Origin of the sequence: Ekhidna sp. (assembly GCF_965227465.1) — a bacterium.
In the GTDB taxonomy this organism is placed as follows: domain Bacteria; phylum Bacteroidota; class Bacteroidia; order Cytophagales; family Cyclobacteriaceae; genus Ekhidna.
In genome coordinates this window covers 1,570,526-1,595,940 of sequence record NZ_OZ245746.1, presented here as the reverse complement: position 1 = coordinate 1,595,940, position 25,415 = coordinate 1,570,526, and the positions used below count along the sequence as shown (strand labels likewise).

The 25,415-nt window shown below is 38.4% G+C and carries 24 protein-coding genes; 13 read left to right on the top strand and 11 right to left on the bottom strand.

Features of this window, described 5'->3' with window-relative positions; all coding sequences use genetic code 11:
* Positions 1-354 precede the first annotated feature (354 nt).
* Positions 355-729, bottom strand: coding sequence for a rhodanese-like domain-containing protein (locus tag ACO05G_RS07070; RefSeq protein ID WP_421765317.1), 375 nt, complete (start codon positions 727-729; stop codon positions 355-357).
* A 143-nt stretch (positions 730-872) separates the two neighbouring features.
* Between ACO05G_RS07070 and ACO05G_RS07065 the strand changes: the two genes are divergently transcribed.
* Entirely contained in the window at positions 873-1,403 is a 531-nt protein-coding gene (locus ACO05G_RS07065) for a hypothetical protein (RefSeq protein WP_348282450.1), read from the top strand.
* Here the strand turns inward: ACO05G_RS07065 and msrA are convergent.
* Complete coding sequence (msrA, locus tag ACO05G_RS07060; RefSeq protein ID WP_421765316.1) at positions 1,400-1,927, bottom strand: peptide-methionine (S)-S-oxide reductase MsrA; 528 nt, start codon at positions 1,925-1,927, stop codon at positions 1,400-1,402. The genes ACO05G_RS07065 and msrA overlap by 4 nt on opposite strands.
* A gap of 107 nt (positions 1,928-2,034) precedes the next feature.
* Between msrA and ACO05G_RS07055 the strand changes: the two genes are divergently transcribed.
* Both ACO05G_RS07055 and ACO05G_RS07050 read left to right on the top strand, forming a co-directional pair.
* Positions 2,035-3,255, top strand: a complete 1,221-nt coding sequence (locus ACO05G_RS07055) for a cation:proton antiporter (protein ID WP_421765315.1) — start codon at positions 2,035-2,037, stop codon at positions 3,253-3,255.
* A 30-nt stretch (positions 3,256-3,285) separates the two neighbouring features.
* Positions 3,286-3,741: an SRPBCC family protein gene (locus ACO05G_RS07050; protein ID WP_348282453.1), complete on the top strand. Its 456-nt coding sequence runs from the start codon at positions 3,286-3,288 to the stop codon at positions 3,739-3,741.
* Between the two features lie 3 nt (positions 3,742-3,744).
* On the opposite strand, the gene ACO05G_RS07045 is transcribed toward ACO05G_RS07050, so the two are convergent.
* Genes ACO05G_RS07045 through ACO05G_RS07035 form a run of 3 tightly spaced genes read right to left on the bottom strand, consistent with a single transcriptional unit; the run spans position 3,745 to position 6,620 of the window.
* The gene (locus ACO05G_RS07045; protein WP_421765314.1) at positions 3,745-4,458 is read right to left on the bottom strand and encodes a tetratricopeptide repeat protein; all 714 of its coding nucleotides are present in this window, start codon (positions 4,456-4,458) and stop codon (positions 3,745-3,747) included.
* Between the two features lie 35 nt (positions 4,459-4,493).
* Positions 4,494-5,945 (bottom strand): CCA tRNA nucleotidyltransferase, encoded by a 1,452-nt coding sequence (locus ACO05G_RS07040; protein ID WP_348282455.1) that lies wholly within the window; start codon positions 5,943-5,945, stop codon positions 4,494-4,496.
* Between the two features lie 12 nt (positions 5,946-5,957).
* Positions 5,958-6,620, bottom strand: a complete 663-nt coding sequence (locus ACO05G_RS07035) for a TetR/AcrR family transcriptional regulator (RefSeq protein ID WP_348282456.1) — start codon at positions 6,618-6,620, stop codon at positions 5,958-5,960.
* Between the two features lie 81 nt (positions 6,621-6,701).
* On the opposite strand from ACO05G_RS07035, the gene ligA reads away from it, so the two are divergent.
* The 4 genes from ligA to ACO05G_RS07015 all read left to right on the top strand — a co-directional run bounded on the left by ligA (position 6,702) and on the right by ACO05G_RS07015 (position 11,477).
* On the top strand, positions 6,702-8,783 hold the full coding sequence (gene ligA / locus ACO05G_RS07030; protein WP_421765313.1) for an NAD-dependent DNA ligase LigA: 2,082 nt from the start codon (positions 6,702-6,704) through the stop codon (positions 8,781-8,783).
* Positions 8,776-9,258: a DUF6913 domain-containing protein gene (locus tag ACO05G_RS07025; protein ID WP_421765312.1), complete on the top strand. Its 483-nt coding sequence runs from the start codon at positions 8,776-8,778 to the stop codon at positions 9,256-9,258. The genes ligA and ACO05G_RS07025 overlap by 8 nt, the downstream gene beginning before the upstream one ends.
* Positions 9,258-10,148, top strand: a complete 891-nt coding sequence (gene dapA / locus ACO05G_RS07020) for a 4-hydroxy-tetrahydrodipicolinate synthase (protein ID WP_421765311.1) — start codon at positions 9,258-9,260, stop codon at positions 10,146-10,148. Before ACO05G_RS07025 ends, dapA begins: the two co-directional genes overlap by 1 nt.
* Positions 10,149-10,247: 99 nt before the next feature.
* The gene (locus ACO05G_RS07015) at positions 10,248-11,477 is read left to right on the top strand and encodes a carboxypeptidase-like regulatory domain-containing protein (protein ID WP_421765310.1); all 1,230 of its coding nucleotides are present in this window, start codon (positions 10,248-10,250) and stop codon (positions 11,475-11,477) included.
* 58 nt (positions 11,478-11,535) lie between these two features.
* On the opposite strand, the gene ACO05G_RS07010 is transcribed toward ACO05G_RS07015, so the two are convergent.
* Together ACO05G_RS07010 and ACO05G_RS07005 are read right to left on the bottom strand one after the other, a co-directional pair.
* Positions 11,536-11,712, bottom strand: a complete 177-nt coding sequence (locus ACO05G_RS07010; protein WP_089355656.1) for a histone H1 — start codon at positions 11,710-11,712, stop codon at positions 11,536-11,538.
* 89 nt (positions 11,713-11,801) lie between these two features.
* Positions 11,802-13,064, bottom strand: a complete 1,263-nt coding sequence (locus tag ACO05G_RS07005; RefSeq protein WP_348282461.1) for an aminotransferase class I/II-fold pyridoxal phosphate-dependent enzyme — start codon at positions 13,062-13,064, stop codon at positions 11,802-11,804.
* Between the two features lie 96 nt (positions 13,065-13,160).
* Between ACO05G_RS07005 and accC the strand changes: the two genes are divergently transcribed.
* Genes accC through ACO05G_RS06990 form a run of 3 tightly spaced genes read left to right on the top strand, consistent with a single transcriptional unit; the run spans position 13,161 to position 16,512 of the window.
* Positions 13,161-14,657, top strand: coding sequence for an acetyl-CoA carboxylase biotin carboxylase subunit (gene accC / locus ACO05G_RS07000; RefSeq protein ID WP_348282493.1), 1,497 nt, complete (start codon positions 13,161-13,163; stop codon positions 14,655-14,657).
* Positions 14,658-15,962 carry a DUF1015 domain-containing protein gene (locus ACO05G_RS06995; protein WP_348282462.1) on the top strand — a complete coding sequence of 435 codons (1,305 nt, stop codon included), beginning with the start codon at positions 14,658-14,660 and terminating at the stop codon, positions 15,960-15,962. It begins immediately after the preceding gene.
* Entirely contained in the window at positions 15,946-16,512 is a 567-nt protein-coding gene (locus ACO05G_RS06990; RefSeq protein ID WP_348282463.1) for a Maf family nucleotide pyrophosphatase, read from the top strand. The genes ACO05G_RS06995 and ACO05G_RS06990 overlap by 17 nt, the downstream gene beginning before the upstream one ends.
* Here ACO05G_RS06990 and ACO05G_RS06985 read toward each other — a convergent pair.
* Positions 16,509-17,351, bottom strand: coding sequence for a reprolysin-like metallopeptidase (locus ACO05G_RS06985; protein ID WP_348282464.1), 843 nt, complete (start codon positions 17,349-17,351; stop codon positions 16,509-16,511). The two genes, ACO05G_RS06990 and ACO05G_RS06985, sit on opposite strands and share 4 nt — an antisense overlap.
* 91 nt (positions 17,352-17,442) lie before the next feature.
* Here ACO05G_RS06985 and ACO05G_RS06980 point away from each other — a divergent pair, with 91 nt between their 5' ends.
* Complete coding sequence (locus ACO05G_RS06980; RefSeq protein ID WP_348282465.1) at positions 17,443-18,018, top strand: hypothetical protein; 576 nt, start codon at positions 17,443-17,445, stop codon at positions 18,016-18,018.
* Here ACO05G_RS06980 and ACO05G_RS06975 read toward each other — a convergent pair.
* Positions 18,006-19,526: a GH3 family domain-containing protein gene (locus ACO05G_RS06975; protein ID WP_421765309.1), complete on the bottom strand. Its 1,521-nt coding sequence runs from the start codon at positions 19,524-19,526 to the stop codon at positions 18,006-18,008. The genes ACO05G_RS06980 and ACO05G_RS06975 overlap by 13 nt on opposite strands.
* Before the next feature lie 55 nt (positions 19,527-19,581).
* On the opposite strand from ACO05G_RS06975, the gene ACO05G_RS06970 reads away from it, so the two are divergent.
* Positions 19,582-19,944 carry a DUF5615 family PIN-like protein gene (locus ACO05G_RS06970; RefSeq protein WP_421765308.1) on the top strand — a complete coding sequence of 121 codons (363 nt, stop codon included), beginning with the start codon at positions 19,582-19,584 and terminating at the stop codon, positions 19,942-19,944.
* Here the strand turns inward: ACO05G_RS06970 and ACO05G_RS06965 are convergent.
* Positions 19,941-21,863 (bottom strand): OmpA family protein, encoded by a 1,923-nt coding sequence (locus tag ACO05G_RS06965; protein ID WP_421765307.1) that lies wholly within the window; start codon positions 21,861-21,863, stop codon positions 19,941-19,943. The genes ACO05G_RS06970 and ACO05G_RS06965 overlap by 4 nt on opposite strands.
* A 103-nt stretch (positions 21,864-21,966) precedes the next feature.
* On the opposite strand from ACO05G_RS06965, the gene ACO05G_RS06960 reads away from it, so the two are divergent.
* The gene (locus ACO05G_RS06960) at positions 21,967-22,530 is read left to right on the top strand and encodes a hypothetical protein (protein WP_348282469.1); all 564 of its coding nucleotides are present in this window, start codon (positions 21,967-21,969) and stop codon (positions 22,528-22,530) included.
* 37 nt (positions 22,531-22,567) lie between these two features.
* Here the strand turns inward: ACO05G_RS06960 and ACO05G_RS06955 are convergent, their stop codons facing one another.
* Positions 22,568-25,396: a M16 family metallopeptidase gene (locus tag ACO05G_RS06955; RefSeq protein WP_421765306.1), complete on the bottom strand. Its 2,829-nt coding sequence runs from the start codon at positions 25,394-25,396 to the stop codon at positions 22,568-22,570.
* Positions 25,397-25,415 lie beyond the last annotated feature (19 nt).

Sequence of the window (25,415 nt, the reverse complement as noted above, 5' to 3'; positions counted from 1 at the left end):
TTTCAATAAAATTCGTTCTATTTGCATCAGGATTCATCACTAATTATTAATCTTCTCATAATAAAAACGTTGGATCCGAACCGCTTCGGCCCAACGAAGCGGTTCTTTTTTTACCTTAGTTTTCTTTCCCAAGACAGACCCCTTCGTTCATTTTCTATTCTTTTAATCACTGAATCATCTTCGAAAAAAGCATTTCTGGGACCCTTTGAGGTGAAATGCCAATTCCCACAGTCTATGCACTGATAAACATTGACAGGTCCCTGACCACCCTTGTAATCATTTATAATATGATGTTGAATCAAGGCTTCTACCGCTAATGCCTCATCAGAAAAGCACCTTTTACCTGTTACACAACTATTTTTCAATGCTTAATCCTTTTGCGCTCCAATCATTAAATCCACCACCATAATCGTATACCCGGACAAAACCAGCTTCTATTAACTTCTTCGCAGCATTTGAGCTCCTACGACCACTCGCGCAATGTATCACAATAGCTTCATTTTGATTATGCTTTCTCATTTGATCTATAAAGTCTTTATCAAAATAATTGACGTGAATTACATTGGGTATATGACCACTTTTGTACTCGTCGGGCGTTCTTATATCGAAGACAAGAACTCCCTCCTGTTGCAATTCGAGCAACTTTTCGGCGGTAATAACTTCCACAGCTGCTTGGTCTACAGAAGCACAACTCGCAATAATCAATAAAAAATATATTCCTCGTATCATCGTATTATAGGTATAAGTTGTATAAACAGTCATTCAAAAATCAGGCTTTATACGTAGAAAGTATATATGATTTGCTATTTAACTTAGCATTTGATAATTAATTTGGTTCGAAATTTGATAAACCAGCTATATAAACATAGATAATGAAAACTATTTTAGCTAGTGCAATATTTATCTTTCCATTGCTGCTGTGGTCGCAGGAGGAACGGTTAGATGAAAAAGTAGATCAAATCACCTACGATTGGGATCTTGAAGCGGACAAGCTTTCGACCTATGCGGGATTGCAACAACTATGCTCCGATACAGAATATCGTTCAAAAATTTTAATGCTTCTGGATCAAATCCACCATTATGATACAGTGCTGTATGGTGTGCTTATAAAGTTGTCTAGAACCTCAACTGATAAAGAGGTGAAGAAAACACTAAAAGACATAAAGAAGTTTGAAGAAGAATACGACACAAAAAGCTTTGTTCACTTCATGAATGAAGAATGTAAGGCGATGCGTGAAATCGAAAAAGATTCGGAAGCTACCGCAAATGATGTAGGAATTAACTCTTATTCTGGACAAGTCTATCTTTTAGAGACAGAGCTTTATAAGTACGTTAAACATGTAACGGCCAGAGTAGACAAGATTCGGGTACATGTTCATCACCTAAGTAAGCATTACAATTAAGCTAGCTTATCAGCAAAGATCTTCTTTAACTTTGCAACCTTTGGTGCTACAACAAACGCACAATAAGGCTGACTACTATTCTGATTATAATAATCATCGTGATCAACCTCAGCTGGATAAAAAGTTTCTAAAGGACTTATTTCGGTAACGATTGGATCGTTCCATATATCGGAGGTATCCAACTTATGCTTGTAGGCCTCAGCTAACTCCTTTTGTTCTTCGTTGTGATAAAAAACAACAGATCGGTATTGTGATCCAACATCATTCCCTTGTCTATTGAGTGTGGTTGGATCATGCGTTTTCCAAAATACCTCTAGCAGGTCTTTATATGAGATAATTTCTGGATCGAATTCCAACTGAATGACTTCTGCATGGCCGGATTGGCCGGAGCAAACCTCCCTGTAGGTTGGATTATTACTTTCTCCACCTGAATATCCGGACTTTACATTATAAACACCTTTGAGCCGCTGAAACATAGCCTCAGTGCACCAAAAACAACCCGATCCAAATGTCGCTTTCTCCATATTAATCACTAATTAAGTCGGCAAATCTAACTTCTAATGAAATCATTTAGTTCCTTCACTCATTCACAAAGTTTCAATTATTAATTTCGTCAATCTAATCATCAAAAATGGAGTATTATATAATCATTGCAGCCTCACTGATAATCATACTTTCTTATCTATTTAACCGTTTTTCGGAAAAATCAAATATTCCTTCTGTTTTACTCTTGATTTTACTCGGTATAGTTGGTCGTGAATTAATTGGATTATTTGGAATTGAGAAAGAACGGATACTCGAAATATTTACCCGTATTCGGATTTTGGAGGTCCTTGGTACACTAGGGCTAATTCTGATCGTACTGGAAGCTGCTTTAGAGCTCAAGATTGCGAAAGATAAGCTAAAGCTAATTTCAAAATCTTTCTTTATAGCCCTTTCAGGCTTGTTACTCTGCATGTTTTCAATTGCTGGTATCCTTTCTCTATCATTTGATAACATGGATTGGTTTACCGCACTTATTTATGCAACTCCCTTATCAATATTGAGCAGTGCTATAGTAATACCCTCTGTTGTTAACCTAAATGAAAAGGATGAAGAATTTCATATTTATGAAAGTACATTTTCCGACATTCTAGGGATTATGATTTTCTACTTTTTAGTGCAGTTGGGGAATGCAAGCAGCAATATAGTGGCCTTAGGAGACTTCTCATTTGGTCTGGCCGTAACTATCCTGTTATCTGTGATCCTCTCTTATATACTCATTTATGTATTTCAGAATTTAGAAACTAAGGTGAAGTTATTTCTGATGATTGGAGTGCTTTTTCTGCTCTTCAGTATCGGTAAGTTGATGCACTTATCCTCACTGCTAATCATTCTGGTATTTGGGTTGATATTAAATAACTATAAGTTGTTTTTTGTAGGTAGACTGAAGAAGTATTTGCGTCCATTAGCAATAGAAAACATTCGGGAAACTTTTTTAATGATTACAATCGAATCTGCATTCGTTGTAAGAACCTTCTTTTTCGTCATTTTTGGTTTTTCAATTGCATTGACAGCTTTGTTGGATATTAAGGTAGCGATTGTCAGTGCTATTATCCTGATTATTATATATATCACACGATTCCTTTCATTCTTACCTTATAAGCATAAAAATCTTAAAAGAGCGATTGCAATTGCTCCACGAGGGCTTATCACCTTGCTTCTATTTTATTCGATTCCTGAGGAATATTTCTTCGAGGACTTTAAATCAGGTATCTTATTGTTCATTATCATAGTGACTAGTCTTATTATGACCTCCGGTTTACTCAAGAAGGATGTAAAAAATGAAGAAGAAATTTCGGAAGTTGAATAACTTAGCTTTAGAAGCCTATAAGAAATATGAATGAAAAAGCTTAATGAACTTGCTAAAAAAGGTAGAATAAACGAAAACGCAAGTATTCGTGACTCTCACTCTACGATCATTAACGCTGATCTTGAAAAAGTATGGGATATCCTAATCAAGATTGAAGATTGGCCATCCTGGAATCCTGATATTAAAAAAGTCACATTGGAAGGTGAAGTAGCTGAAGGCACGATTTTCAAATGGACCCAGGGCAGAACCCATGGTGTATCTCAAATCCAGGCATTAACCAAACCTTCTACCCTTTCATGGACCAGTAAAGCCAAAATGGTGAAAAGAATCTATGTTTGGAATCTGGAGGCCGATGAAGGACAGACTATTGCTACACTAAGTGCCTCTTTCCAGGGTACTATGGTCATATTAGCTCAGAATCATCAAAAGGTGTATGATGAGCTTCTTGGATGGTTGGAGCGGCTTAAGAATTTGGCAGAAGAGTAGAACCTACTCTCCTGATTTAGGTTTTGTTAATTCCCTTAACTGCTGTTGAACAATTTGGAACCCTGGATGCATTCCTAGTACCTCTAAATATTTGGCTTTTGCTCCTTCCACATCACCTTTATCCTGAATGATCATTGCTTTCACTCGATGAGCTGCCACCTTTAGCGGTACATCTTGTCCATTACCATCTGCTGTAGGAAATCGAATAGTAATACTCTCAGATTGAGGATCCTCAATGATTATATCCAATGAAGTCCCCGCTTCAGCATATCTTTTCAATTCAAATTGAAGAAACGATACCTTGTAAAGTGTATTAATATCTCCATTCGCCAGGTAAAGCTTTTCGTAATTATTCAAAGCTCTGTCTTTTGCTCCAAGCTTATCAAAACCTGTAGCAGCTATTTCCATTGCGAATTGATTTTGAGGGTCTAATTGGAGCGCTTGTTGAGCTACCAGTGCAGCAGAAGCATTTTGATTGTATTGCAGATATAAAATGGCAAGAGAATCGTAAAGAGCAACATTTCCCGGATTTTCTGACAATAAATTGTAAAGTGCTGTTCTCGCGACTACAGGATCACTAAACATTTTTGCAGTGTTATAAATGAAAGCTTGCTTTCTTAGTTCCCACGGAATAGAATCGCCAGGTGCTTTTTCTAAACTTTGGGCGTTCAACAAACCTGATCCAATGATGAATACACCAAAAAATATTTTTTTCATAGTTATAAGATTAGCCAATAGGCGTGCAAACATAGTTATTTGTCTTTAGAGGCGGAAAGGTATTTTTCTCTTGGTGTTAAACCATGTTTTTTACCAATTTTTAACATAAAAATGAAGGCTTCTTTTTCTTCATTTTTGATGCTTCCATTGAGAATCGCCTCTTTTATTTCATTTTTTATGTCACCAATCAGTTTTGATGGTTTAATATCAAACGCTTCAATTATTTGTTCTCCTGAAACGGGTGGATTAAAGTTCATGACTTTATCCCGCTCCTCTACCTCGCGGATCTTTTTCTCAACTTTCTTAAAATTGGCTTGATATTTCTTAACTCTTTCAGGGTTTTTAGAGGTTACATCTGCTTTACAAAGTGTCATCAGGTCATTGACATCCTCCCCGGCCTCAAATACCATTCGCCGAATCGCAGAATCAGTTACCCGGTCATTAACCAAAGCTATAGGCCTTAAATGTAGCTTAACTAGCTTTTGTACGTATCGCATCCGATCATCAAGTGGGAGTTTCATACGCTTGAATATTTTGGGAACCCATTTTGCCCCAAGATCCTCATGACCATGAAAGGTCCATCCTACCTTTTCATTAAAGCGTTGTGTAGCAGGTTTTGCTATGTCATGCAATATAGCAGACCATCTCAACCATAGGTTATCTGTCATACCACAGATATTGTCAAGTACTTGAAGTGTATGAAAAAAATTATCCTTATGACCCTTTCCGTTAATCTTTTCTACTCCATGCAGGTCTACCATCTCCGGAAAAATCAACTTCAACAATCCTGAATGGAACAGTAGTTGAAAGCCATAGGAGGGTTTATCTGCCAGAATGATTTTATTGAGTTCTTCGCTTATTCGCTCCTGAGAGATGATCTTAATACGATCTACATGATCAATAATGCCCTGAAAAGTATCGGGCTCAACATCAAAATGAAGCTGGGTTGCAAACCGAATAGCTCTCAACATGCGTAACGGGTCATCCGAAAAAGTAATTCCTGGCTCTAAAGGGGTACGAATAATCATATTGCGCAAATCTTCAGAACCATTAAACGGATCAAGCAACTCACCGTAAGATTCTTCACTTAAGCTGATCGCCATCGCATTAATCGTAAAATCACGTCTATTTTGGTCATCCGCTAAAGTTCCATTTTCCACTGTTGGATTCCTGGATTCTTCTCGATATGATTCCTTTCTGGCCCCTACAAATTCATATTCATATCCATTAAAATGAATGGCAGCTGTGCCAAAGTTTTTGAAAACGGATAGTTTAGCTTCATTTCCTAACTGCTTAGCTACTTCTGTTGCGAGTTTTATCCCACTACCAACACAGACAAAATCGATATCTTTTGATGGACGCTTCAGAATCAAATCTCTCACATATCCACCTATCACGTAAGCAGGAAATCCAAGACTTTTACTGACAGCTGAAACTATCGAAAATATGGTGTTCGACTGAAGGTGTTCTTCGAATTGCTGGGACATTAGGCAAAGATATTAATTCAAATCAGCGTGCTGGCTTAAATTCACATCGTTAATAATAATATCTAACTTTTCAATGCCGTCCTGAGTTAAAAACCCTTTATAGAGACTGATTAGTTGCTTTCGCAATATATCACTAAGAGAGATGGCATTTTTTAATTCATTAGGCACATCCTTTTTTAGGTCCATAAAAAGGTAGGGGCTCAGCATATTCCAATAAGTCATCAATGAACTGCCTATTTCAGTACCTGGCTTGAAATAGCCTTCAGCCTTCACTTGCTCCAAAAGTTTGTTGAAACGAATGAAAACCGCTCTTTTCATGTACTCATTTGCTGCATTTTTTGAGAGACTTCTTAACTGAGATAAGTCGTAAAAGGCTTTTATTGAAATATCGCTTATTCTATCGCAAATAACATATAAGTACCTGCCCATTTTATCAATTGCGGGCAAATCCATCTCAATTACTTCATCAACGGCTTTAGAAACTCCCGACATCTTCCAACTGAATGCTTCCTTAATCAGAGTTTCCTTTGATCTGAAATGAAAATAGATTGTTTTTTTACTGACTTTAGCATAAGATGCTATACGATCAACAGATGTATCCGCCAGACCATTTTTAGCGAACAGCTCTAGTGCATGTTGAATTATATATACTTTCTTATCCACAGTCCTTGTCATTAAGACTCGAAATTAGAGTGATGAATCAGACTTAGCAAAAAATCCTAGAGATTCTCCGTGAATGGAATAGATTTGTTTTTGATGAAAAAAGAGGAGGCAAAAATCAGGATAGAAAAGCTCACTGAGGAGCTCAATCACCACAATTACCTGTATTACCAGAAAAGTGAGCCAACTATATCAGACTTTGACTTTGATAATTTACTCAAAGAACTTGAAGGACTAGAAAAGCAATATCCAGAATTTAAATTAAGCCACTCTCCTACCACTCGGGTTGGAGGTGATATCACGAAGGATTTTGAGACAATTGTTCATACCTATCCCATGCTATCCTTGGGTAATACTTACTCGAAAGAGGAACTCACAGATTTTGATGGGAGGATTAAGAAAGGACTTGGAACCAATGATTATGAATATATCTGTGAGTTAAAATTTGATGGGGTGGCTATCAGTTTGAAGTACGAGAATGGCATCTTAGACAAAGCGATAACACGAGGTGATGGAACTAAGGGTGATGATATAACTGCAAATGTTAAGACAATAAGAACCATTCCGTTAAAAATTAATACGAAGAATTACCCGGCTTCTTTTGAAGTTCGAGGAGAGGTTTTTATGCCAAAAAAACAATTTTCCAAGCTTAACGAACAAGTAAGCATTGAAAATGAGCAAAGAGAAGCTGAGGGTAAAGCTCCACTTACTTTGTATGCAAACGCACGAAATACGACATCCGGCACGCTAAAAATGCAGGACTCAGCAATTGTTTCCAGCAGAAAACTAGATTGCTATTTGTACTCTTATCTGGATGACCTGAATACCTTTGGTACGCATGAAGAGTCCCTTCACTTTTTGGAGCAATCTGGGTTTAATGTATCTCAGACCTATCAAAAGTGTCAAACGATAGATGAGGTGTTTGATTACATAAATCTATGGGATCAAAAAAGACATGAATTAAGTGTTGAGACTGATGGGATTGTCATTAAAGTCAATAGCATCTCACAACAATCAGAGTTAGGTTTCACCGCCAAAAATCCCAGATGGGCTATCTCTTTCAAGTTTAAAGCAGAGTCTGCAATCACTACCTTAAATGATATTACGTATCAAGTTGGAAGAACCGGAGCAATAACACCTGTGGCCGAATTGGAGCCTGTATTGCTTGCTGGCACTACTGTTAAACGTGCATCCTTGCACAATGCCAATGAGATAGAAAGACTTGATGTCCGCATAGGTGATAGTGTTAACGTGGAGAAAGGCGGAGAAATAATCCCAAAAATTACCGGTGTAAATACGAATAGCCGGTCGAATGATGCTAAAAAGGTGATTTATATCTCTGAGTGTCCGGAGTGCAAAACAGCACTCATCCGTAAGGAAGGTGAAGCTCAACATTATTGTCCAAACAAGGAGACCTGCCCGCCACAGGTATTGGGAAGGATTGAGCACTTTATCAGCAGAAATGCCATGAATATTGAATCTCTCGGTCCACGGACGATAAAAGGGTTTCTAACCAAAGGTCTTATTAAAAATCTGGCTGATTTGTATCACCTTTCATTTGAAGACATCAATAATTTACAGTTTGAAGAAGTTGATGATACGTCCGGAGAAGTTACAAAACGATCAATCAAGGAAAAATCCGCTCATAACATTATTGAGTCCATTGAAAATTCAAAAAAAATTCCGTTTGAACGTGTTTTATTCGGACTTGGAATTCGATATGTTGGCAAGACCGTCGCTGAAAAATTAGCTCAACATTTTGTGACAATTGATCGTCTAAAGAGTGCGTCTTTTGAAGAAATAGTTGCTGTGCATGAAATCGGAGATCGGATAGCTGAGAGTGTTGTCGCCTATTTTAATGATCCGGAAAACATGAAAATGATTGAAGGACTCAAAAGTGCAGGATTATCGTTTGAAGTTGAAAAAAAAGAAGGAACGGGTGATGCCTTCAAAGGCCTTACATTCGTAGTTTCAGGTGTGTTTGAAACGTTTGGTAGAGACGAATTGAAGAATGTAATTAAGCAACAAGGGGGTAAGATTTCAAGCAGTATTTCATCAAAAACCAATTACCTTGTAGCCGGCGAAAACATGGGGCCGGCAAAGAAAGAAAAAGCTGATTCGTTGGGAATTACTATTTTGGACGAGTCATCATTTAGAGAACTTTTACAAAATGATTAAAAACCTATTCCTTAATTATAAAGGCAAGCCAACCATTGCCACTAAGGAAAATTGCACGTATGCTGAAGCTTCTTCAATCGGGATATTATATAATGTTGATGAATTTAACCCGGAATCGATTGGGAAACTCGAAGAGTTACTTACCACTGACGGGAAAGAAGTGGAGAAAATTGGCTTTGTTGAAAAGCCCACAGACGAAAAATTCATATTTCATAAAAAGGATATTTCAGGAACGGGTACAATTAGAAAAGCTAATCTTTCTAAATTCATCAACCGCTCATTTGATTTCCTGATTTCCCTGGACACATCAGAAAACATCAATTTTAAATATGTCCTTGCACTAAGTAAAGCCACTTGCAAAGTAGGGTTTGAAACTGATCAGTATTACGACTTGTTACAACTATCGTTAAAGATGGATGAAAGCAAGCCGAAAGCAATTGCAAATATCGTCCGATACCTTAAAATGATCCATTGATGAAGGAAGAATTAAAGGGCACAGGTGTTGCATTAGTAACGCCAATGAATGATGATTATACTACTGATTATCAATCACTTAAAAAGCTACTAAACCACATTAAAAATGGAAAGGCGGACTATGTTGTCGTGCAGGGCACCACTGGTGAATCACCGGTAATAAGTTGGTTAGAAAAGTTAAAAATTCTTCAATTTGTACTTGATCACTTCAATGGAAGCATGCCTGTAGTATTTGGACACGGGGGTAACGATACGTTTGATCTAATTGAGAAATCCAAAGATCTAAAAGCATTTAATCTTGCGGCAATATTATCCGCAAGCCCCTATTACAATAAACCTTCCCAAAAAGGAATAATTCGACACTATCAGCTGCTTGGTGATGCTTTCCCACATCCAATCATTTTGTATAATGTTCCGTCACGCACAGCTTCTAATATGGAAGCATCAACAACATTAGCATTGGCAAAACATCCCAATATCATTGCGATGAAGGAAGCTTCGGGGGATTTGCAACAATGTAAAAAAATAGCGAAGAATAAACCTGATGATTTCATGCTTCTCTCAGGAGACGATGCATTGGCTTATGATATTATCAAAATGGGTGGTGAAGGGGTTATTTCTGTTATTGGAAATATTATGCCTGGCGCTTTTACCAACATGGTAAACACCGCACTCAATCTAGATTTTCTGGGTGCTAAAAAAATGAATGAAGAGCTAAAGTCTGCCTACAATATGCTTTCTGAGGAAGGAAATCCGAGCTCTTTAAAAGCTGGATTAGAGGCATTAGGTCTTTGTAAAAGGACGGTAAAGCCACCTTTATTTGATGCTTCAGATTCGTTGGTAAAAAAGTGGAAGGAATACTTTGAATCAACGCCACCACGAAATATCTAACATTTACTCTCACCCAGAAGCAACCTTTTACCACATCTGATCATTAATAATGAAATGATAATGCATTAAGCATTGTCTTAGATTATTAAATGTCAGACTATGCGAAAAATACTATTCCTGATTGTTACGCTTTTTAGTACCATCTCTACCAACGCTCAAGAATCAAAAAGGATTGTGGGAAAGGTGATTGATGAAGTTAGTGGCAAACCACTTGCATTCGCACATGTTGGCATTTTCAACTCTAGCTATGGGACGATCACAAACATGAATGGAGATTTCAACCTCATCGTCCCAGCTAAGTACAATCAGGAAAAGCTCTCTGCCTCCTACCTTGGCTATGAGTTAAAATCAACTCTCGTATCATCGATAGACGCTGATAAAGACCTAATCATCGAACTTAAATCTACCGTTACTCAATTACCCGAATTGGTTATTCGCTCAGATGAAAAGTCAATTATAGAAGAAGCTATTGATGCCATCCCTAAAAATCATGATCAGCATGGAATGCAGTTAAGGGCTTTTTGGCGAGCAACGATTCGCGATGAAACAGAAAAGTATGTTCAAATGACAGAGTATGCATTTGATATGTTTCGACATGGATTGATTGGTGAGGAAGAGAATGCGATGAAGATTCTAAGAGGAAGAGTTGCTAGAGATACCTCCTTTTTTGCTGACATTGGAGGAATGCAGATAGGAGTAACTCCTCCGAGTTTATTTGTTAGCTCACTTTTGAAAGAACATCCACTATTAGATCAAAAAATCTTAAAAAAGCATTCTTACAAGATCATAGATGCAACCTCATACAATGGAAGAGCAGTATTTGTCGTAGGCTTTCAGCCAAAAAAGAAAGCAAAAGGAAAATTATTTGAAGGAAAAATCCTCCTGGATACGGAGACCCTGGCTTTCGTAAAAATTTCTTACAAAAAGCTAATAAGCCCAGAGAATCCTGAAAAAGTATTTAATAAACTTAGAATGGCTGCTATGGCCGTAGGTCTGGGTAAGAGTACAATGGACAAATACGAAAATGAACTCAATTACCAACTAATTGAGGGTAAATGGTACTTAAGCCACGCCAAATACGACATCAACTGGACGATGAGAAGAGCGAAACAAGGTATTACCAAACCTGTAACCTTTAAAGCGGACTTTGTAGTAACTGAAATAGAAAAAGAAAACATAGTTGTACCTCCTGAAGAGGAGTTAGCATCTAAATCTATTCTAGAGCGTCAGGTAACAGCAAATACCAATGAATTCTGGAAGGAGTACAATTACCTCAAAGCCGATAATAACTTTGAAGAATTGTTTCAGGAGATTTTAAATCGTTATTAAAACAAAAAAGGGAGCCAAATGGCTCCCTAATTTCTTTATCGGTTCGATTAATAATCGATTATCCTTTGTTCTTGATATCCTGAACTTCTAGTCTGATCTCTTGAGCAAGATTCTTCATGTCCTGCATACCTTTTCTAACTCTAGTACCGGCGGCATTATTGTTTTTATCGTAGAACTTTTCGAAATCAGCTTCAAGTGATTCAACCATTGATTTTAGTTGTTCAAATCTTTTCATGTTATAAGGTAATTAAGGTTATCGATAAATTTTAAAGTTGAGGCAATATAGCCCAAATTCGTTAATAAACAGATTTTTTAGCAGAAATATTAAGATTTTGCAATCATGGCTCCTTCCACTCCCGCTTCTCTGTAAACTCCACTATCCAGTTTTTTCTTAATAGCTTCAAAAGCATTTAATGTTTCCTCCACATCTTCCAGCGTATGCATGGCTGTCGGAATTATTCTTAAAATAAGCATCCCCTTTGGAATAACTGGATATGAAATCAGCGAACAGAATATATGATAGTTTTCACGTAAATCCACTACCATATTACATGCTTCCATCACATCGCCATTCATCACTACAGGTGTAACAGGAGAGTTTGTTGAACCTATATTGAAACCACGTTCTTTAAATCCATTTTGCAATGCATTTACGATGGTCCAAAGTTTTTCTCTGAGCTCTGGCATAGTTCTGAGCATTTCCAGTCGCTTCAAGGCTCCTACGACCAATGGCATTGGAAGAGATTTGGCAAAAATCTGAGACCTTACTTTATATCTTAAATGATCAATGATATTCTTTTCTCCTGCTATAAAAGCACCAATACTAGCCATAGATTTAGCAAATGTGGAGAAGTAGATATCAATCCCATCCTGGCAATTGTAATGCTCACCTGCACCAGCACCGGTTTTACCCATGGTCCCAAACCCGTGTGCATCATCTACCAGTAATCTGAAATTGTACTTGTCCTTTAACTCAACGATCTTATCGAGCTTGCCGGTGTTTCCACTCATCCCAAAGACCCCTTCGGTGATGACCAAAACACCACCACCTTGCTCATTCGCTAGTTTTACAGCTCTTTTCAGTTGTTTTTCACAACTTTCAATATCATTATGTGGGAACACAAATCGCTTTCCGATGTGCATTCTAAGCGCATCGATGATACAAGCATGACATTCTGCATCATATACCACTACGTCTTTTCTATCAACCAGTGCATCTATGACAGACATGATTCCCTGATAGCCGTAGTTTAGTAGCATACCGGCAGGTTTACTCACAAAATCAGCAAGCTCTTGCTCTAGCTGATCATGATAATCGGAATTACCAGTCATCATACGAGCACCCATGGGATATCCTAATCCCCACTTTTCAGTAGCCTCAGTATCCGCTTTTCTAATATCAGGATGATTAGCGAGTCCTAAATAGTTATTCAAGCTCCACGCTAATACCTCTTTCCCTTTGAACGTCATTCGTGGCTTTATTTCGCCTTCGAGTTTCGGAAAGAAATAGTAATTCAAATCCTGATCTAGAAAGGAGTATTGACCTAACGCTCCTTTGTCACTGAGTAATTTCTCAAATAAATCCATTTACTTGTGTTCTCCTTTTTTCAAACAAGTTGCAAATTTAGCAGAATACGCATATAATGAATGTAGCCTTTTGAATAAACTTGCGCTAACGATTGAATTATGTCTATAAAGAAAATATTAGTAGCCAATAGAGGTGAAATTGCCATTCGAGTAATGAGGTCAGCCAAAGAGCTGGGAATCAAGACCGTAGCTGTCTATAGTGATGCCGACAAATTACTTCCGCATGCATCATACGCTGATGAGGCAGTAAATATCGGCCCAGCAGCAGCTTCTGAGTCCTACCTCGTTCAGGATAAAATAATTGAAGCATGTAAACAAACGGGTGCTGATGCAATTCATCCGGGATACGGATTTCTATCCGAGAATGCCTCTTTTGCGGAAAGAGTGGAAAAAGAAGGACTCATTTTTATAGGACCATCTCCGGAAGCCATCCGTATCATGGGGGATAAACTGACATCAAAACAGACGGTTCAAAAGTTTAATGTTCCACTCGTCCCTGGAATGGATGAACCAATAAATGATGTTGAAAAAGCGAAGAAGGTCGCTAATGAAATTGGATATCCGGTCATGATAAAAGCAAGCGCTGGAGGTGGAGGTAAAGGGATGCGGATTGTGAATGATCCCAAAGATTTTGAAGAACAAATGGATCGAGCGATGAGCGAAGCACGGAATTCATTCGGTAATGATGAAGTATTTATTGAAAAATTCATCTCCTCTCCCAAGCACATTGAAGTTCAGGTACTGGGTGATCAACATGGGAATATCATTCATCTCTTTGAACGTGAATGCAGTATCCAACGTAGGCATCAAAAAGTAATTGAAGAGGCGCCTTCTGCCCTGCTAACAGAGGAACGACGAAAGCAAATAGGTGAAGCCGCTGTAAATGTGGCAAAATCATGCAGCTACTTTGGAGCTGGTACTGTCGAATTTATTGCTGATGAAAACCTGGACTTCTACTTTTTGGAAATGAATACCCGCTTGCAAGTGGAACATCCGGTAACTGAATTAATTACGGGTGTTGACCTTGTCAAAGAGCAAATCAAAATAGCGAACGGGGAAAAAATCGGCTTTTCACAAAATGACTTATCGATAAATGGACATAGCCTGGAGGTAAGAGTATATGCTGAAGATCCGGAAAACAACTTCCTCCCTGACACAGGTAAGCTTAAGACATACATACGTCCACAAGGGGCAGGTGTTCGTGTTGATGATGGGTATGAGCAAGGACACGAGGTGTCAATATATTATGATCCCATGATTGCCAAATTGATAACATATGGCAAAGACCGAACGGAGGCTATTGACAGAATGCGAAGAGCAATAGCTGAATATCAAATCACCGGAGTAAAAACAACACTTCCTTTTTGTGATTTTGTGCTTACCCATAAAGAGTTTGTTGACGGATCATTCACCACCAAATTTGTTGAGTCTCATTACGATCCTGAAGCATTAAAGAAGATACCTGACGATGAAATAGCTGGAATAGCGGCTCTAATCGCTCATGAATTAAAGAACTCATCTGCCAAGCAAGTGTCGGCTTCATCAAATGGTAGCGAATCTAAAAGTAAGTGGAAAGAAAGGATGCGAGATTAAATGGCAGAAATAAAACCGCTGAGAGCCTGGAGGTATAATTCGCAACTCATTGAAAACATCGATGGATTGGTATCGCCATTATTTGATGTTGTATCGGAAAGCCAACGAGAGGCTCTTTACAGTGAAGAATTTAATAGTATCCACTTATCAGTTCCATTGGAAGACGACTCTGGTTTCCACGCCTCAAAAAGGTTAGACCAGTGGAAAAGCGATGGTGTCATCAAGCAGGATGACCTTCCTGCTATCTATGTCTATTATCAATATTTCACGTTACCAGGCTCAGATCGTGAGCACATTCGAAAAGGATTCATCGCAAATCTGCGTGTTTATGACTGGCACGAAAAAGTGTTATTGAGGCATGAGAATACTATGCCATTCTCAGTTAATGATCGAATGGAGATTCTTGATAAGACACAATTAAATGTGAGCCCTACACATGGACTCTATACAGACACCTCACATGAGATAGAAGAATATCTCGATGAAGCGATTTTGGATCCTCTGTATGAAACAGAAGATTATCAGGGTGTTCGCGACGTGTTTAGTGTTATCCATGATGTGAAGGTGATCCGAAGAATCATGGATATCATCAAAGACAAGCAGATTATTTTAGCTGACGGACATCACAGGTACGAAGGATCTTTGCTTTATCAAAAAGAACGAGCACAAAACAACCCAAACCATACCGGTAAAGAAGGTTATAATTATCATCTCATGTATTTCACCAATACTGAGTCTGATGATTTGAGGATATTACCTACACATAGAATGGTCAATGGGATCGAAAAATTTTCCAAGACAGAACTGCTTGAAAAGCTTGATAAATATTTCTTCATCAAACCCATTGCTGAAGCAATGGACGTAAATGAGGTGATACTAGGAAAGCAATGGGCCTTTGGACTGCTTATAGAAAATGAAGCTTATAAGATTCGATTGAAACCCGAAATGATAGATTTCTTAGACTGGGATTTTCCACGTACAATCAAAGAGCTGGACCTGACTGTGATGCACTACTTTGTATTCGAAAAATGCCTAGGAATACCAGGTAAAGAGCAAAGAGGAAGTAAAAATCTTACGTTCGAGCGAAATTTTACAAAGTGTTTAACAGCTGTGATAAAAAATGAAGCACAGTGTGCCATTATAACCAAAGACATCTCGATTGATACTGTAAAAGAAGTGTGCTATAGCGGCTACACGCTACCTCAAAAAAGTACGTATTTCTACCCTAAAGTGATCTGTGGTTTTTTATTTGGGTCTATAAAAGAAGATGAATTCAATTCCTTTTTTGATGAAGCATTTCAATGATCTGATTCTAGCATCTAAATCACCAAGGCGTAAGCAACTATTAGCTGCCGCAGGTTTCCAATTTGAGGTAAAAACTATTGAATTTGAGGAGAACTTTCCTGCTGATATGGCATCTACAGAAGTGGCTGAATATTTAGCTGTTGAAAAGAATAAAGCTCATAGAGAAGCATTCAAAACCGGCACAATCCTGACCTCAGATACTGTGGTTATTTTCAATGATCGCATTTTAGGAAAACCTAATAACGCAGCAGAGGCATTTGATGTACTAAAAACACTTAGCGGTAAAATACATCTGGTGATGTCAGGAGTATGCATAAGCAATTCAGAAAAACAAGTTGCTTTCTCAAGCACAACAGAAGTTAAATTCAAGGATTTGACAGAAGATGAAATCAGCCATTATATCGAGATAGCTTCTCCCATGGACAAAGCGGGCAGTTATGGCATCCAGGAATGGATAGGCATGATAGGTGTAGAGTGGATTAAAGGATCATTTTATAACGTCGTTGGTTTGCCTGTTGACAAGGTATACCAAGCCCTTTCTGCTTTTTAATATTGATTTTCATCAATTATTTCAGGCACCCCGTTTCCATTAATATCGGACCATCCAAAAAGTGACGGTTCGGTAATAAATCCCCCATTATTATCATAAGGGTCAGTCCATTCATGCTCCCACCCCCACACATGCCCAATTTCATGATGATAGGCTGCATAGGCTATGCCATTTAATCTTTCTACCGATAAATCAGTGTCCTCATAAAACCATCCCACTTTCGCAAAAGCAGATTCCCAGGAACCCACTCCACCATTTGGATTGTTTATGTCCAAATCCAGTAAAAGCAGGATATCATAAGTCGCAATATCGATTTGATTATTCGCTGCAAACAACTTAAAATCCTCAATTGAATTTCTGTTGGGATCCCAGGCTGGAAAATCATTCTGACTGACGTAATAATTATCATTTTTGAATGAGACCAATGAATTTTCAAGTCCATTTTGTTGGGCTAAAGTTGCGTGCTGTTCATTGATCGCCGTTTGAGCAGACTCCCATTCCCTAATGAAGAAATCCAAATTTTGCTCAAAAAGTGATGGAAGTCTTACAATGCACAAAACACGCTGTTGGCCTTTTGGAAATAATGGGGTGATTCGATTGGTTAGGATTTGTCCTGAATTAGTTAAGTAGATTCTGTATCTGGTACCATTGAGGTAAATAACACTAACGTAATGAGAATTGAATTCATTAAATACAACCGGCACTTGCTGTACTTCCAAACCAAATCTGTTTCGAAACTCGGAAGCAATTGATTCTTGGGTTGGTGGAAATACCAGCCCATCATCTTTTTCACAAGAAATAAGAAATGATAGTAAAATGAATACGACGAAGCATCTCATAAGAGTGCAATCGAATTTATTCAACTAAAGGTTTCAGTTTGTTAAATCAGATTTTTATGAACTGTTTAAGTCTTAACTTGTTGCTTATCATATGGAGACAGTCATATTCCAAGGTGTTGAAGAAGAACGTACAAGGAAAATATTTCTGGAGACGCTCAATCAGTTCGATGATTTAAAAAAATACAAACTCATTCTCAGGCAAAAGAAAATTAAGGGCACCACCATGCAGGCACAACCTGTTATTTCAATTGCGAATCTCTTGGGCGGACCTGATACTTACAAGATTAAATTAGCCAGATACGTACGAAACAGTGAATCTATTAAGATATCAAACCTTCCAGAAAACGTACTTAAAGGGTGGTTTGCACATGAATTGGGTCATGTGGTGGATTATGCCCCTCATTCTACATTCCAAATGATAACCTATGGCTTGAAATATCTCTTTTCAGATTCATTTAAAAAAGCTGTTGAGCATAGAGCAGATGAAATAGCGATAGATGCTGGTTTTCATCAAGAGATTCTCGCAACAAAGGAATTCGTTTTTAATCATGATTTAATAGATGAACCTTATAAGGATCAAATGAGAAAATACTATATGTCAATCGAGGCGGTTGAAATGTGTGTGAAAGAAAAATCACTGATGCAACCTACTTCTCAAGAGATATAATTCATTAGCTTTTTCATCTTTTTCTCTCCCATTACCTTAGGCGTTTTTACCTGACCACCTTTCTTCTTATTCCTATCGAGATAGCTATGATACTGCTCTTTACTGATTTTCTTGACTGAAATACCTTTGAGTGCTTTACTTCGTGCTACTCCGTAGTTTTTATTTGCATTCTTTAACGCCTTATCCAGTTTTTCCTGAAAAGACGAAGTATCAAAATCACTTTCTGAAACGACCACCCATTGGTGAATGTATTCTTCATCTTCATTCTTTATAGCTCCTACACAATATTCATTTACGCTGACATCCATAGCTTTTGAAACTTCGAGTATTGCAGCATCCATTTTTTCCTCCGAAAGCTGTGAGCCAACGACATTTAGGAAGAATTTCGTTCGGCCGGTAATTTTAATCTCATGAGGATCTAAGCTTGTAAACTTAATGGTATCGCCAATGATGTACCTCCAGGCCCCAGCACAGGTACTGATCACCAGGACATAATCCTGATTGGACTCCACTTCACCAATTCCTAGAGACACAGGATTCTCCAGAAGCTGGCCCGTCTCATCCACCCCACGTTCGTCGAATGGAATAAACTCATAGTAATAGCCATGAGATAGTGCAAGTCTCATATCCATACTTCCCGGATTAGAAGTGTAGGAAAAAAAGCCTTCAGAAGCCAGGTAAGTATCCATGATGGTTAATGGCTTTCCGCTTATTGCTTCAAAATCTTTTCTATAAGTCTCAAATGCAACCCCACCACTTGCGTAAACAGTCAAATTCGGCCATATCTCATGAATGTTTTTCAAACCGTGACCTTTGACGACTTCCTGCAGCATTAGCAATACCCAAGATGGAATTCCTGCAATGGCTCCTATATTCCAGTTCGGTGCTTCCTCTACTATTCTTGCTACTCGTTCATCCCAGTTTGAAATACTAGCGATTTCCTTTCCTGGGCGATAAAACAAGTCATACCAATCTGGAAAGTTGCTTACATTAATCCCACTAATTTCTCCCTCCAAATGTCCATAATCATGTTTTGATAAATTGGCACTGCTGCTTAGCATAAGAATCTCACTTTCGAATAACTCGTCCGGGAAATCATAGTTTGGGAGTTCCTTTACCAAGGAAGTTCCTACGTCCCTCATGCTTTGCAAAAAATCATCGGTAATAGGAATTCGCTTACTGGATTTACCGGTAGTGCCACTACTTAGGGCAAAAAATGAAGGTTTACCCGGCCAGGTAATGTCTGGTGTATTTTGCTGCTGATGCCACCATCTATCATGAATCTGCTTGTAATTATGGATTGGAACCCGTTGTTTGTACTCTTTTACCAACTCATCTGTTTCAAGCAAGCCTCTAAAATCATAGAATTTTCCAAAAGAAGTGTCTTTAGCTTTTTCAAGGAGAGATTTTAGCTGATTTTCCTGTTGTTTTTCTGGAGTTGATAATTCAAATTGAATTTTCTGATTTAATTCAATTCCTTTCTTAATGAGAGTGCCTAGTAGGGACATATTTAATTAGGTTTAATGTAAGTAACCTGATTTGAAATGATTTGTTCTTTTTAAAATGAGATTCATTGTAGATGAAAACCTTCCTCCCGAACTGGCAATTGATTTAAGAGAAAATGGAATCACTGCCCACCACGTTAATGAGATGAAATCAAATCAAAAACAACGAATCACGGACGACCAGCTGCGTCGATTGACTATTCGCAAAGGATACGTGATCATTACCAAAGATGATGATTTCGTTAAAAGCTACGTTAGCCGAAAAATTCCTGAACAGATGGTCTTTATTTATGGTCTTGAAAAAAAGGAATCACTTCTTAAACGAATGAAAGAAGTGATTCCTCAGTTATTGAATCTTTTGACAATACATGACTTTATCGAAATCAAGGAAGATGAGATGAAATTTCCTTTCTCCGGTTAGAATTCTACAATTACGAACTCGGTTCTCCTATTTTTTGCTCTTCCCTCTATTGTATTATTATCAGCGATTGGCACGGTCTCTCCATACCCTTTGGCAATGAGTCGTCCACGCTCAATCCCAGCCAAGACCATATATTCCACAACAGATTGCGCTCTTTTTTGTGAAAGACTGAGGTTGTTAGCATCTGCACCTTGACTATCAGTATGACCCCCTACCTCGATTTTCATCGTTTTATTGTTCTTCATAAGCGTTACAGCCTTGTTTAGCTCCACATAGGAAATAGGCTTTAGTTCTGCCTTCCCAACTTCAAAGAAGATGTTATTCAATACCACTTTTGTTCCCTTCTTAATTGGCTCTAGTGGAATGTCATTCATTATTTCAACATATGTGGTGTCTTTTGGCAACTCAAAGCTTTGAGAATAGAAAAAGAATCCCTTAGCATTTGCAGACACACTGTAATCACGACCCGCAGGTAAAACTACCAGGTATTCACCCGTAGCTTCATTACTCTTATTCGTTGCGATTAATTCGCCCGTATTAAGGTCTTCCACCAAAACCAGAGCACTTAGTGGTTGCTTATCTTCCGAGTTGGAGACGATACCTTGAACAATAATTGTTGGCTTTGGCTTGAGCTCATCGGGTAATTCAGCTTTGAAAATATCAAAGTTGTTTTCATCCAATCTTGAAGATGCCAAATAAGCATTTCCGGATGCCGAAATACTGAAATTTGTATCATTCCCTTCGGAGTTTATTGGCTTCCCTAAATTCTTGGGAGTAGACCATTTTCCGTTCTCAAAAACGGTATAAAAAACATCAGCTCCTCCCATTCCAGGGTGCCCGGTTGAAGAGAAATAGAGCGTTTTACCATCAGCTGCCAGGAATGGGCTATTCTCAGTAAGCGGGGTATTAACGATACTTCCCATATTTTGAGGGATTCCCCACAGTCCCAGGTGATTTTTCTCAACCATATAAAGGTCCGAATTTCCATAACCTCCAGGTCTGCGTGAAGTGAAAATGATTCGATTACCATCAGAATTGATGGTTGGCTGGCTGTCCCATTCCTCGTGGTTCACTACATTTCCCATGTTCTCAGGGTCACTCCATGTATTTCCATTCAACTGCGTAATGTAAAGATCGCAGCTACCAATCGCTCCATTCTCATCACATCGTACAAATACCATATTCTGACCATCTCCAGTAAACGCAGAGCCAAAATCATTGGCCATTGAATTAATCGGCTTAGGTAATAATTCCGGAGCACTCCATTGATCGCCTTCTAGTTTTGAATAATAGATATCCTCTCCAAAATCAAGTTCTGCACTGTTCTCGTCCTTAAAATCAAACCCTCCCTTTCGCACACTTGTAAAGTACAAACGAGTGCCTGTTGGATTAACTGATGGCATGTAATCACCTGAAATACTATTTACCGAGGCAATCGGCACAGGTTCAGAGGTGTTTGGAGACATGGCTCTCAATTCCTGGCTAATGTCAATGTAGTTTAACCGATTCATTGCCAGGTGAATAAGCTTTGCAGCTTTTGGGCTCTTTGGTGCTTTTTCTAGATATCGTTTGATGTAAATACGAGCACTTCTCAAATTATCTAGTTCGATATAAGCTCTTGCTATATCATAATAGATGCTAATGTTATAATCTGCATCTACCTTTTCAAGATTTCTGAATGCGTTAATGGTTTCCTCTGTTCTATTTAAGAAATCATACGTTTTACCCAAGTAAAACCATGCGTCTGCATATTGAGGATAGAGCTTAATAGCCTCCTGAAACTTATCAATAGCTGTTTCATACTTTTGAAACTTGATTGCTTGCATGCCTTGGTTGTAGGCGTCTCTATGTGCTTGAGAGAAACTCACAAGTGCACAAAGCATGAAAATGACTGAATAGCTGATTCTTTTAAATTGCATGGTTGTTATCGTTAAAAATTGGATGAAATTTAGAAAAATAATGATAGAAACAAGATTCTTTCGTTAATGATAAATAGTTTAACTACTTAAAAAAGTAACCTCAATGAAAAAGATATCCTCGTTAATCATAGTTGGAATATTCATTTGTAACACTACAACATTGGCTCAGGTTGGAAATATGTTTCCAAATATGGAAGCTGAAACACTTACGAATGAATTTGTAAATATCCCGGAAGACATTGGAGGCAAGTATACACTTATTGGAATTGCCTACTCGAAAAAGGCAGAAGACTACCTGAAGGGATGGTTTGAGCCAACTTACAATCAGTTTATCTATAAAAATCCCAACCCGGGACCCTTTGATTTTTCGTTTGACGTTTATACGTATTTCATCCCCATGTTTACGGGAGCAAAAAGACCAGCATATAAAAAGGTGATGAATAAGCTCAAAAAAACCATTGATAAACGGATGCAGGGAAATATCCTTTTCTATAAAGGAACACTTAATCAGTATAAAGACGCGCTTAAATTTGACGGAAAGGAACTACCTTATTTTTTTGTTTTAAACCCGGAAGGAAAAATAGTATATGCCACTTCTGGCAGGTATACCCGTGCTAAGATGCAGGAAATAACAGATGCGGTTGAAAGTGCAATGGAAATGGAATAGATAAAAAAGCCCAGCTTTAACAACTGGGCTTTGATTCTTATTGATTAAGAGGGTTCCCTTTGATGTCTAATACAATCGGGTCACCCATTCCTAGTTTACTTACTTCCTCATATTGTGTTTCGCCATCTCCTACCACCAAATAAATCATCTTATCCTCGTTCATATATTTTTTAATGAGGCGCTGGTAATCGCTCAACTTCATAGAGGTTAGCTCATCTTGCTCTTTTTCCATAAAATTTGGAGTCTTACCAAACTTGGTGATTTCATGGAGCATATTCAACTTGGCACCCAAACTCTCAAATGCCCTGGTATTTGCCTTCAATACTTTGGTTTTTGTTACCTCTACGTCTTCATCTGTGAAATTTTCTGCATAATTCGCTATCATTTCTTTCATGATTTCTAACGACGGTAATGTAGCGTTGGCTCTAACACTTGACGTAGCGGTGAAAGGAGCAACCGCTGTTCGTTGGGGTATGAAAGCATACGCTCCATAGGTATATCCTTTTTCAATTCGCAAGGTCTGAAATAATTGTCCGCTCGATCCTCCACCTAATTTTTCGTTAGCATATGTCAGTTCATTGTATTCTGGATTCATGCCTGAAATCGCCAATTTACCTATGTAAATAACGGATTGTTTTGCCCCAGGAAAATCAATGAAATAGATCTTTCCTCCATTTGCTGATTGAGGTGGATCATAAGCTACTATTTCTACATCCTTTGACTCCCACGCAAAACCTTCAAGTTGGTCCATTACATCTGATTTATCAATACTTCCTGCAACATGGAAGCTTGCTATTGAAGGTGAGAAGTTTGTATCGTAATAGTTTTTTAAATCAGCTAATGAGATATTTTCTGCCGTTTCCAATGTGCCAGTGGTTGAATACCCTAAAATATGGTTATCTCCATACAAGAGTTTGTTGTAAACAGTAGAAGCTATAGCTGTTGGGCTGGCTTCTCTTCCTTTCAAACGAGTAATTAATGATTGTTTCAACCTATCAAACTCCTTCTCATCCCATCTAGGCTCCAACAGAATTTCTTGAACGAGTTTAAATGTTTCTTCAAAATTTCTTGAAAGACATGATGCAGAAATGGTGATCTCTTCTGGTCCCGCATACATCCTGATTGATGCTCCAAGAAGACCAATTGCTTCTTCAAGCTCCGCAGGTGTTTTAGTCTGAGTACCTTCAGTCATTAGGTCAGATAACAAATCAGCTGTTCCTGATTTTTCAATCGGATCATGATAATGCCCACCCTTCAGCGTGATATCAAAATAGACCAATGGCAACTCCTTATTTTCAATGCCAAACACCTGCATCCCATTATCCAAATATGCATTCCAGACTTTAGGCGACTTTAACAATGGCAACTCTCCAAAATCAGGCTCTGATCTATCATATTTTGAAGGAGTTTTTTCGTACTCGGCCACCTCTCCTCTTGAAGTATTCTCAGATGCTACGTCTGAAACAATTTCTTCAATATAAACTTCTGCTTTTTCACTTCCCTCTACCGCCAGATCTAATTGTCCTGAAGGCACCACACTTGTCATCACATAGTTCTGATCTTTTATATACTTATTATAAACCCTCATCACATCCTCGGCTGTTACTGCCTGAGTCAGTTTGGCTGTTTTCGTTATGTAGCTGGGGTCTCCACCAAATTCATTGTCTGTTACTAGCTGAAAAGCTTTGTTTAAAACTGTGCTTATACCTTGATACAAATTTGTTTCCAACTCTGCTTTGATGCGTTGCAAATCTTTCTCATCGATTCCATTGGTTTCGAAGCGGTTTAATCCTTCTTCTACAGCAGACTTTACCTCGTCAAGGTCTTTACCCTCATTTGCTCGCACTCTGAAAACAAACTCACCTGCAACTTCATTAGAGCTTTGATAAGTTGAAGCATTAGGAGCAAGCTTATTTTCCTCAACAATTACCTGATACAGAGGGGCTTTTTTGCTTCCACTTAACAGTTGACCAAGTACGTTTAATGCATACATGTCTCCATGATAATCTTCGACTGTCGGGTAAACCATTCGCAGCTCTGGTAACTTTGCAAAGTTGTCTTCGAAATAGAGGGATTTAGTCTCTGAAAGTGTAACTGGCATTGGCTCAGGCTTTTCTACCTCCGGGCCTTTTCTTATTTCGCCAAACCATTGCTTCACTTTCTCTTTTGTTTCTTCAGGGTCAATATCTCCGGCAATTACTAATGTTGCATTACCAGCTCCATACCACTGTTCATAAAATTCCTTTACATCGTCTAATGTTGCGGCCTGAAGATCTGGTAGCGATCCAATCACCGTCCAACTGTATGGGTGGCCCTCTGGATACAAGTTTTTACGGATAATCTCATCGGTATATCCATAAGGAGCGTTATCCACTCGTTGACGCTTTTCGTTCTTCACTACCTGCTTCTCAGCTTCCAACGCATCTTCAGTGACCGTATTGATCATGTATCCGAATCTGTCTGAATCGATCCATAGAATTTTATCAAACGCATCTTTTGGTACTACTTCATAATAGATGGTACCGTCAGACCAGGTACCTCCGTTCCGACTTCCTCCCCATTCCGGTATCATTTTTCTATTTGCTCCTCTTGGAACGTTTTCAGAATCATTGAAAGACATGTGTTCGAAGAAATGTGCAAATCCAGTTCTGCCGGGTTTTTCACGGTTCGATCCCACATGCATAAGCGTGGCAACTGCTACTATTGGGTCTGAATGATCTTCATGGATTACTACCTCCAGACCATTATCCAAGGTAAATTTTTCATATGCTATGTTAAATTCTTTTTCTTCCATATTGTCCGGAGAGCCACAACTAAAAATCAATAGTGAGGCAAGAGATAGTGATAGAATGTGAGTGAGTTTCATGTTTCTTAATTTTTAGAGT

Bases quoted from the DNA above. Each gene is read 5' to 3' on its own strand.
- ACO05G_RS07070 (WP_421765317.1), bottom strand. From the start codon at position 729: ATGATACGAGGAATATATTTTTTATTGATTATTGCGAGTTGTGCTTCT.
- ACO05G_RS07065 (WP_348282450.1), top strand. From the start codon at position 873: ATGAAAACTATTTTAGCTAGTGCAATATTTATCTTTCCATTGCTGCTG.
- msrA (WP_421765316.1), bottom strand. From the start codon at position 1,927: ATGGAGAAAGCGACATTTGGATCGGGTTGTTTTTGGTGCACTGAGGCT.
- ACO05G_RS07055 (WP_421765315.1), top strand. From the start codon at position 2,035: ATGGAGTATTATATAATCATTGCAGCCTCACTGATAATCATACTTTCT.
- ACO05G_RS07050 (WP_348282453.1), top strand. From the start codon at position 3,286: ATGAAAAAGCTTAATGAACTTGCTAAAAAAGGTAGAATAAACGAAAAC.
- ACO05G_RS07045 (WP_421765314.1), bottom strand. From the start codon at position 4,458: ATGAAAAAAATATTTTTTGGTGTATTCATCATTGGATCAGGTTTGTTG.
- ACO05G_RS07040 (WP_348282455.1), bottom strand. From the start codon at position 5,945: ATGTCCCAGCAATTCGAAGAACACCTTCAGTCGAACACCATATTTTCG.
- ACO05G_RS07035 (WP_348282456.1), bottom strand. From the start codon at position 6,620: ATGACAAGGACTGTGGATAAGAAAGTATATATAATTCAACATGCACTA.
- ligA (WP_421765313.1), top strand. From the start codon at position 6,702: ATGAAAAAAGAGGAGGCAAAAATCAGGATAGAAAAGCTCACTGAGGAG.
- ACO05G_RS07025 (WP_421765312.1), top strand. From the start codon at position 8,776: ATGATTAAAAACCTATTCCTTAATTATAAAGGCAAGCCAACCATTGCC.
- dapA (WP_421765311.1), top strand. From the start codon at position 9,258: ATGAAGGAAGAATTAAAGGGCACAGGTGTTGCATTAGTAACGCCAATG.
- ACO05G_RS07015 (WP_421765310.1), top strand. From the start codon at position 10,248: ATGCGAAAAATACTATTCCTGATTGTTACGCTTTTTAGTACCATCTCT.
- ACO05G_RS07010 (WP_089355656.1), bottom strand. From the start codon at position 11,712: ATGAAAAGATTTGAACAACTAAAATCAATGGTTGAATCACTTGAAGCT.
- ACO05G_RS07005 (WP_348282461.1), bottom strand. From the start codon at position 13,064: ATGGATTTATTTGAGAAATTACTCAGTGACAAAGGAGCGTTAGGTCAA.
- ACO05G_RS06995 (WP_348282462.1), top strand. From the start codon at position 14,658: ATGGCAGAAATAAAACCGCTGAGAGCCTGGAGGTATAATTCGCAACTC.
- ACO05G_RS06990 (WP_348282463.1), top strand. From the start codon at position 15,946: ATGAAGCATTTCAATGATCTGATTCTAGCATCTAAATCACCAAGGCGT.
- ACO05G_RS06985 (WP_348282464.1), bottom strand. From the start codon at position 17,351: ATGAGATGCTTCGTCGTATTCATTTTACTATCATTTCTTATTTCTTGT.
- ACO05G_RS06980 (WP_348282465.1), top strand. From the start codon at position 17,443: ATGGAGACAGTCATATTCCAAGGTGTTGAAGAAGAACGTACAAGGAAA.
- ACO05G_RS06975 (WP_421765309.1), bottom strand. From the start codon at position 19,526: ATGTCCCTACTAGGCACTCTCATTAAGAAAGGAATTGAATTAAATCAG.
- ACO05G_RS06970 (WP_421765308.1), top strand. From the start codon at position 19,582: ATGAGATTCATTGTAGATGAAAACCTTCCTCCCGAACTGGCAATTGAT.
- ACO05G_RS06965 (WP_421765307.1), bottom strand. From the start codon at position 21,863: ATGCAATTTAAAAGAATCAGCTATTCAGTCATTTTCATGCTTTGTGCA.
- ACO05G_RS06960 (WP_348282469.1), top strand. From the start codon at position 21,967: ATGAAAAAGATATCCTCGTTAATCATAGTTGGAATATTCATTTGTAAC.
- ACO05G_RS06955 (WP_421765306.1), bottom strand. From the start codon at position 25,396: ATGAAACTCACTCACATTCTATCACTATCTCTTGCCTCACTATTGATT.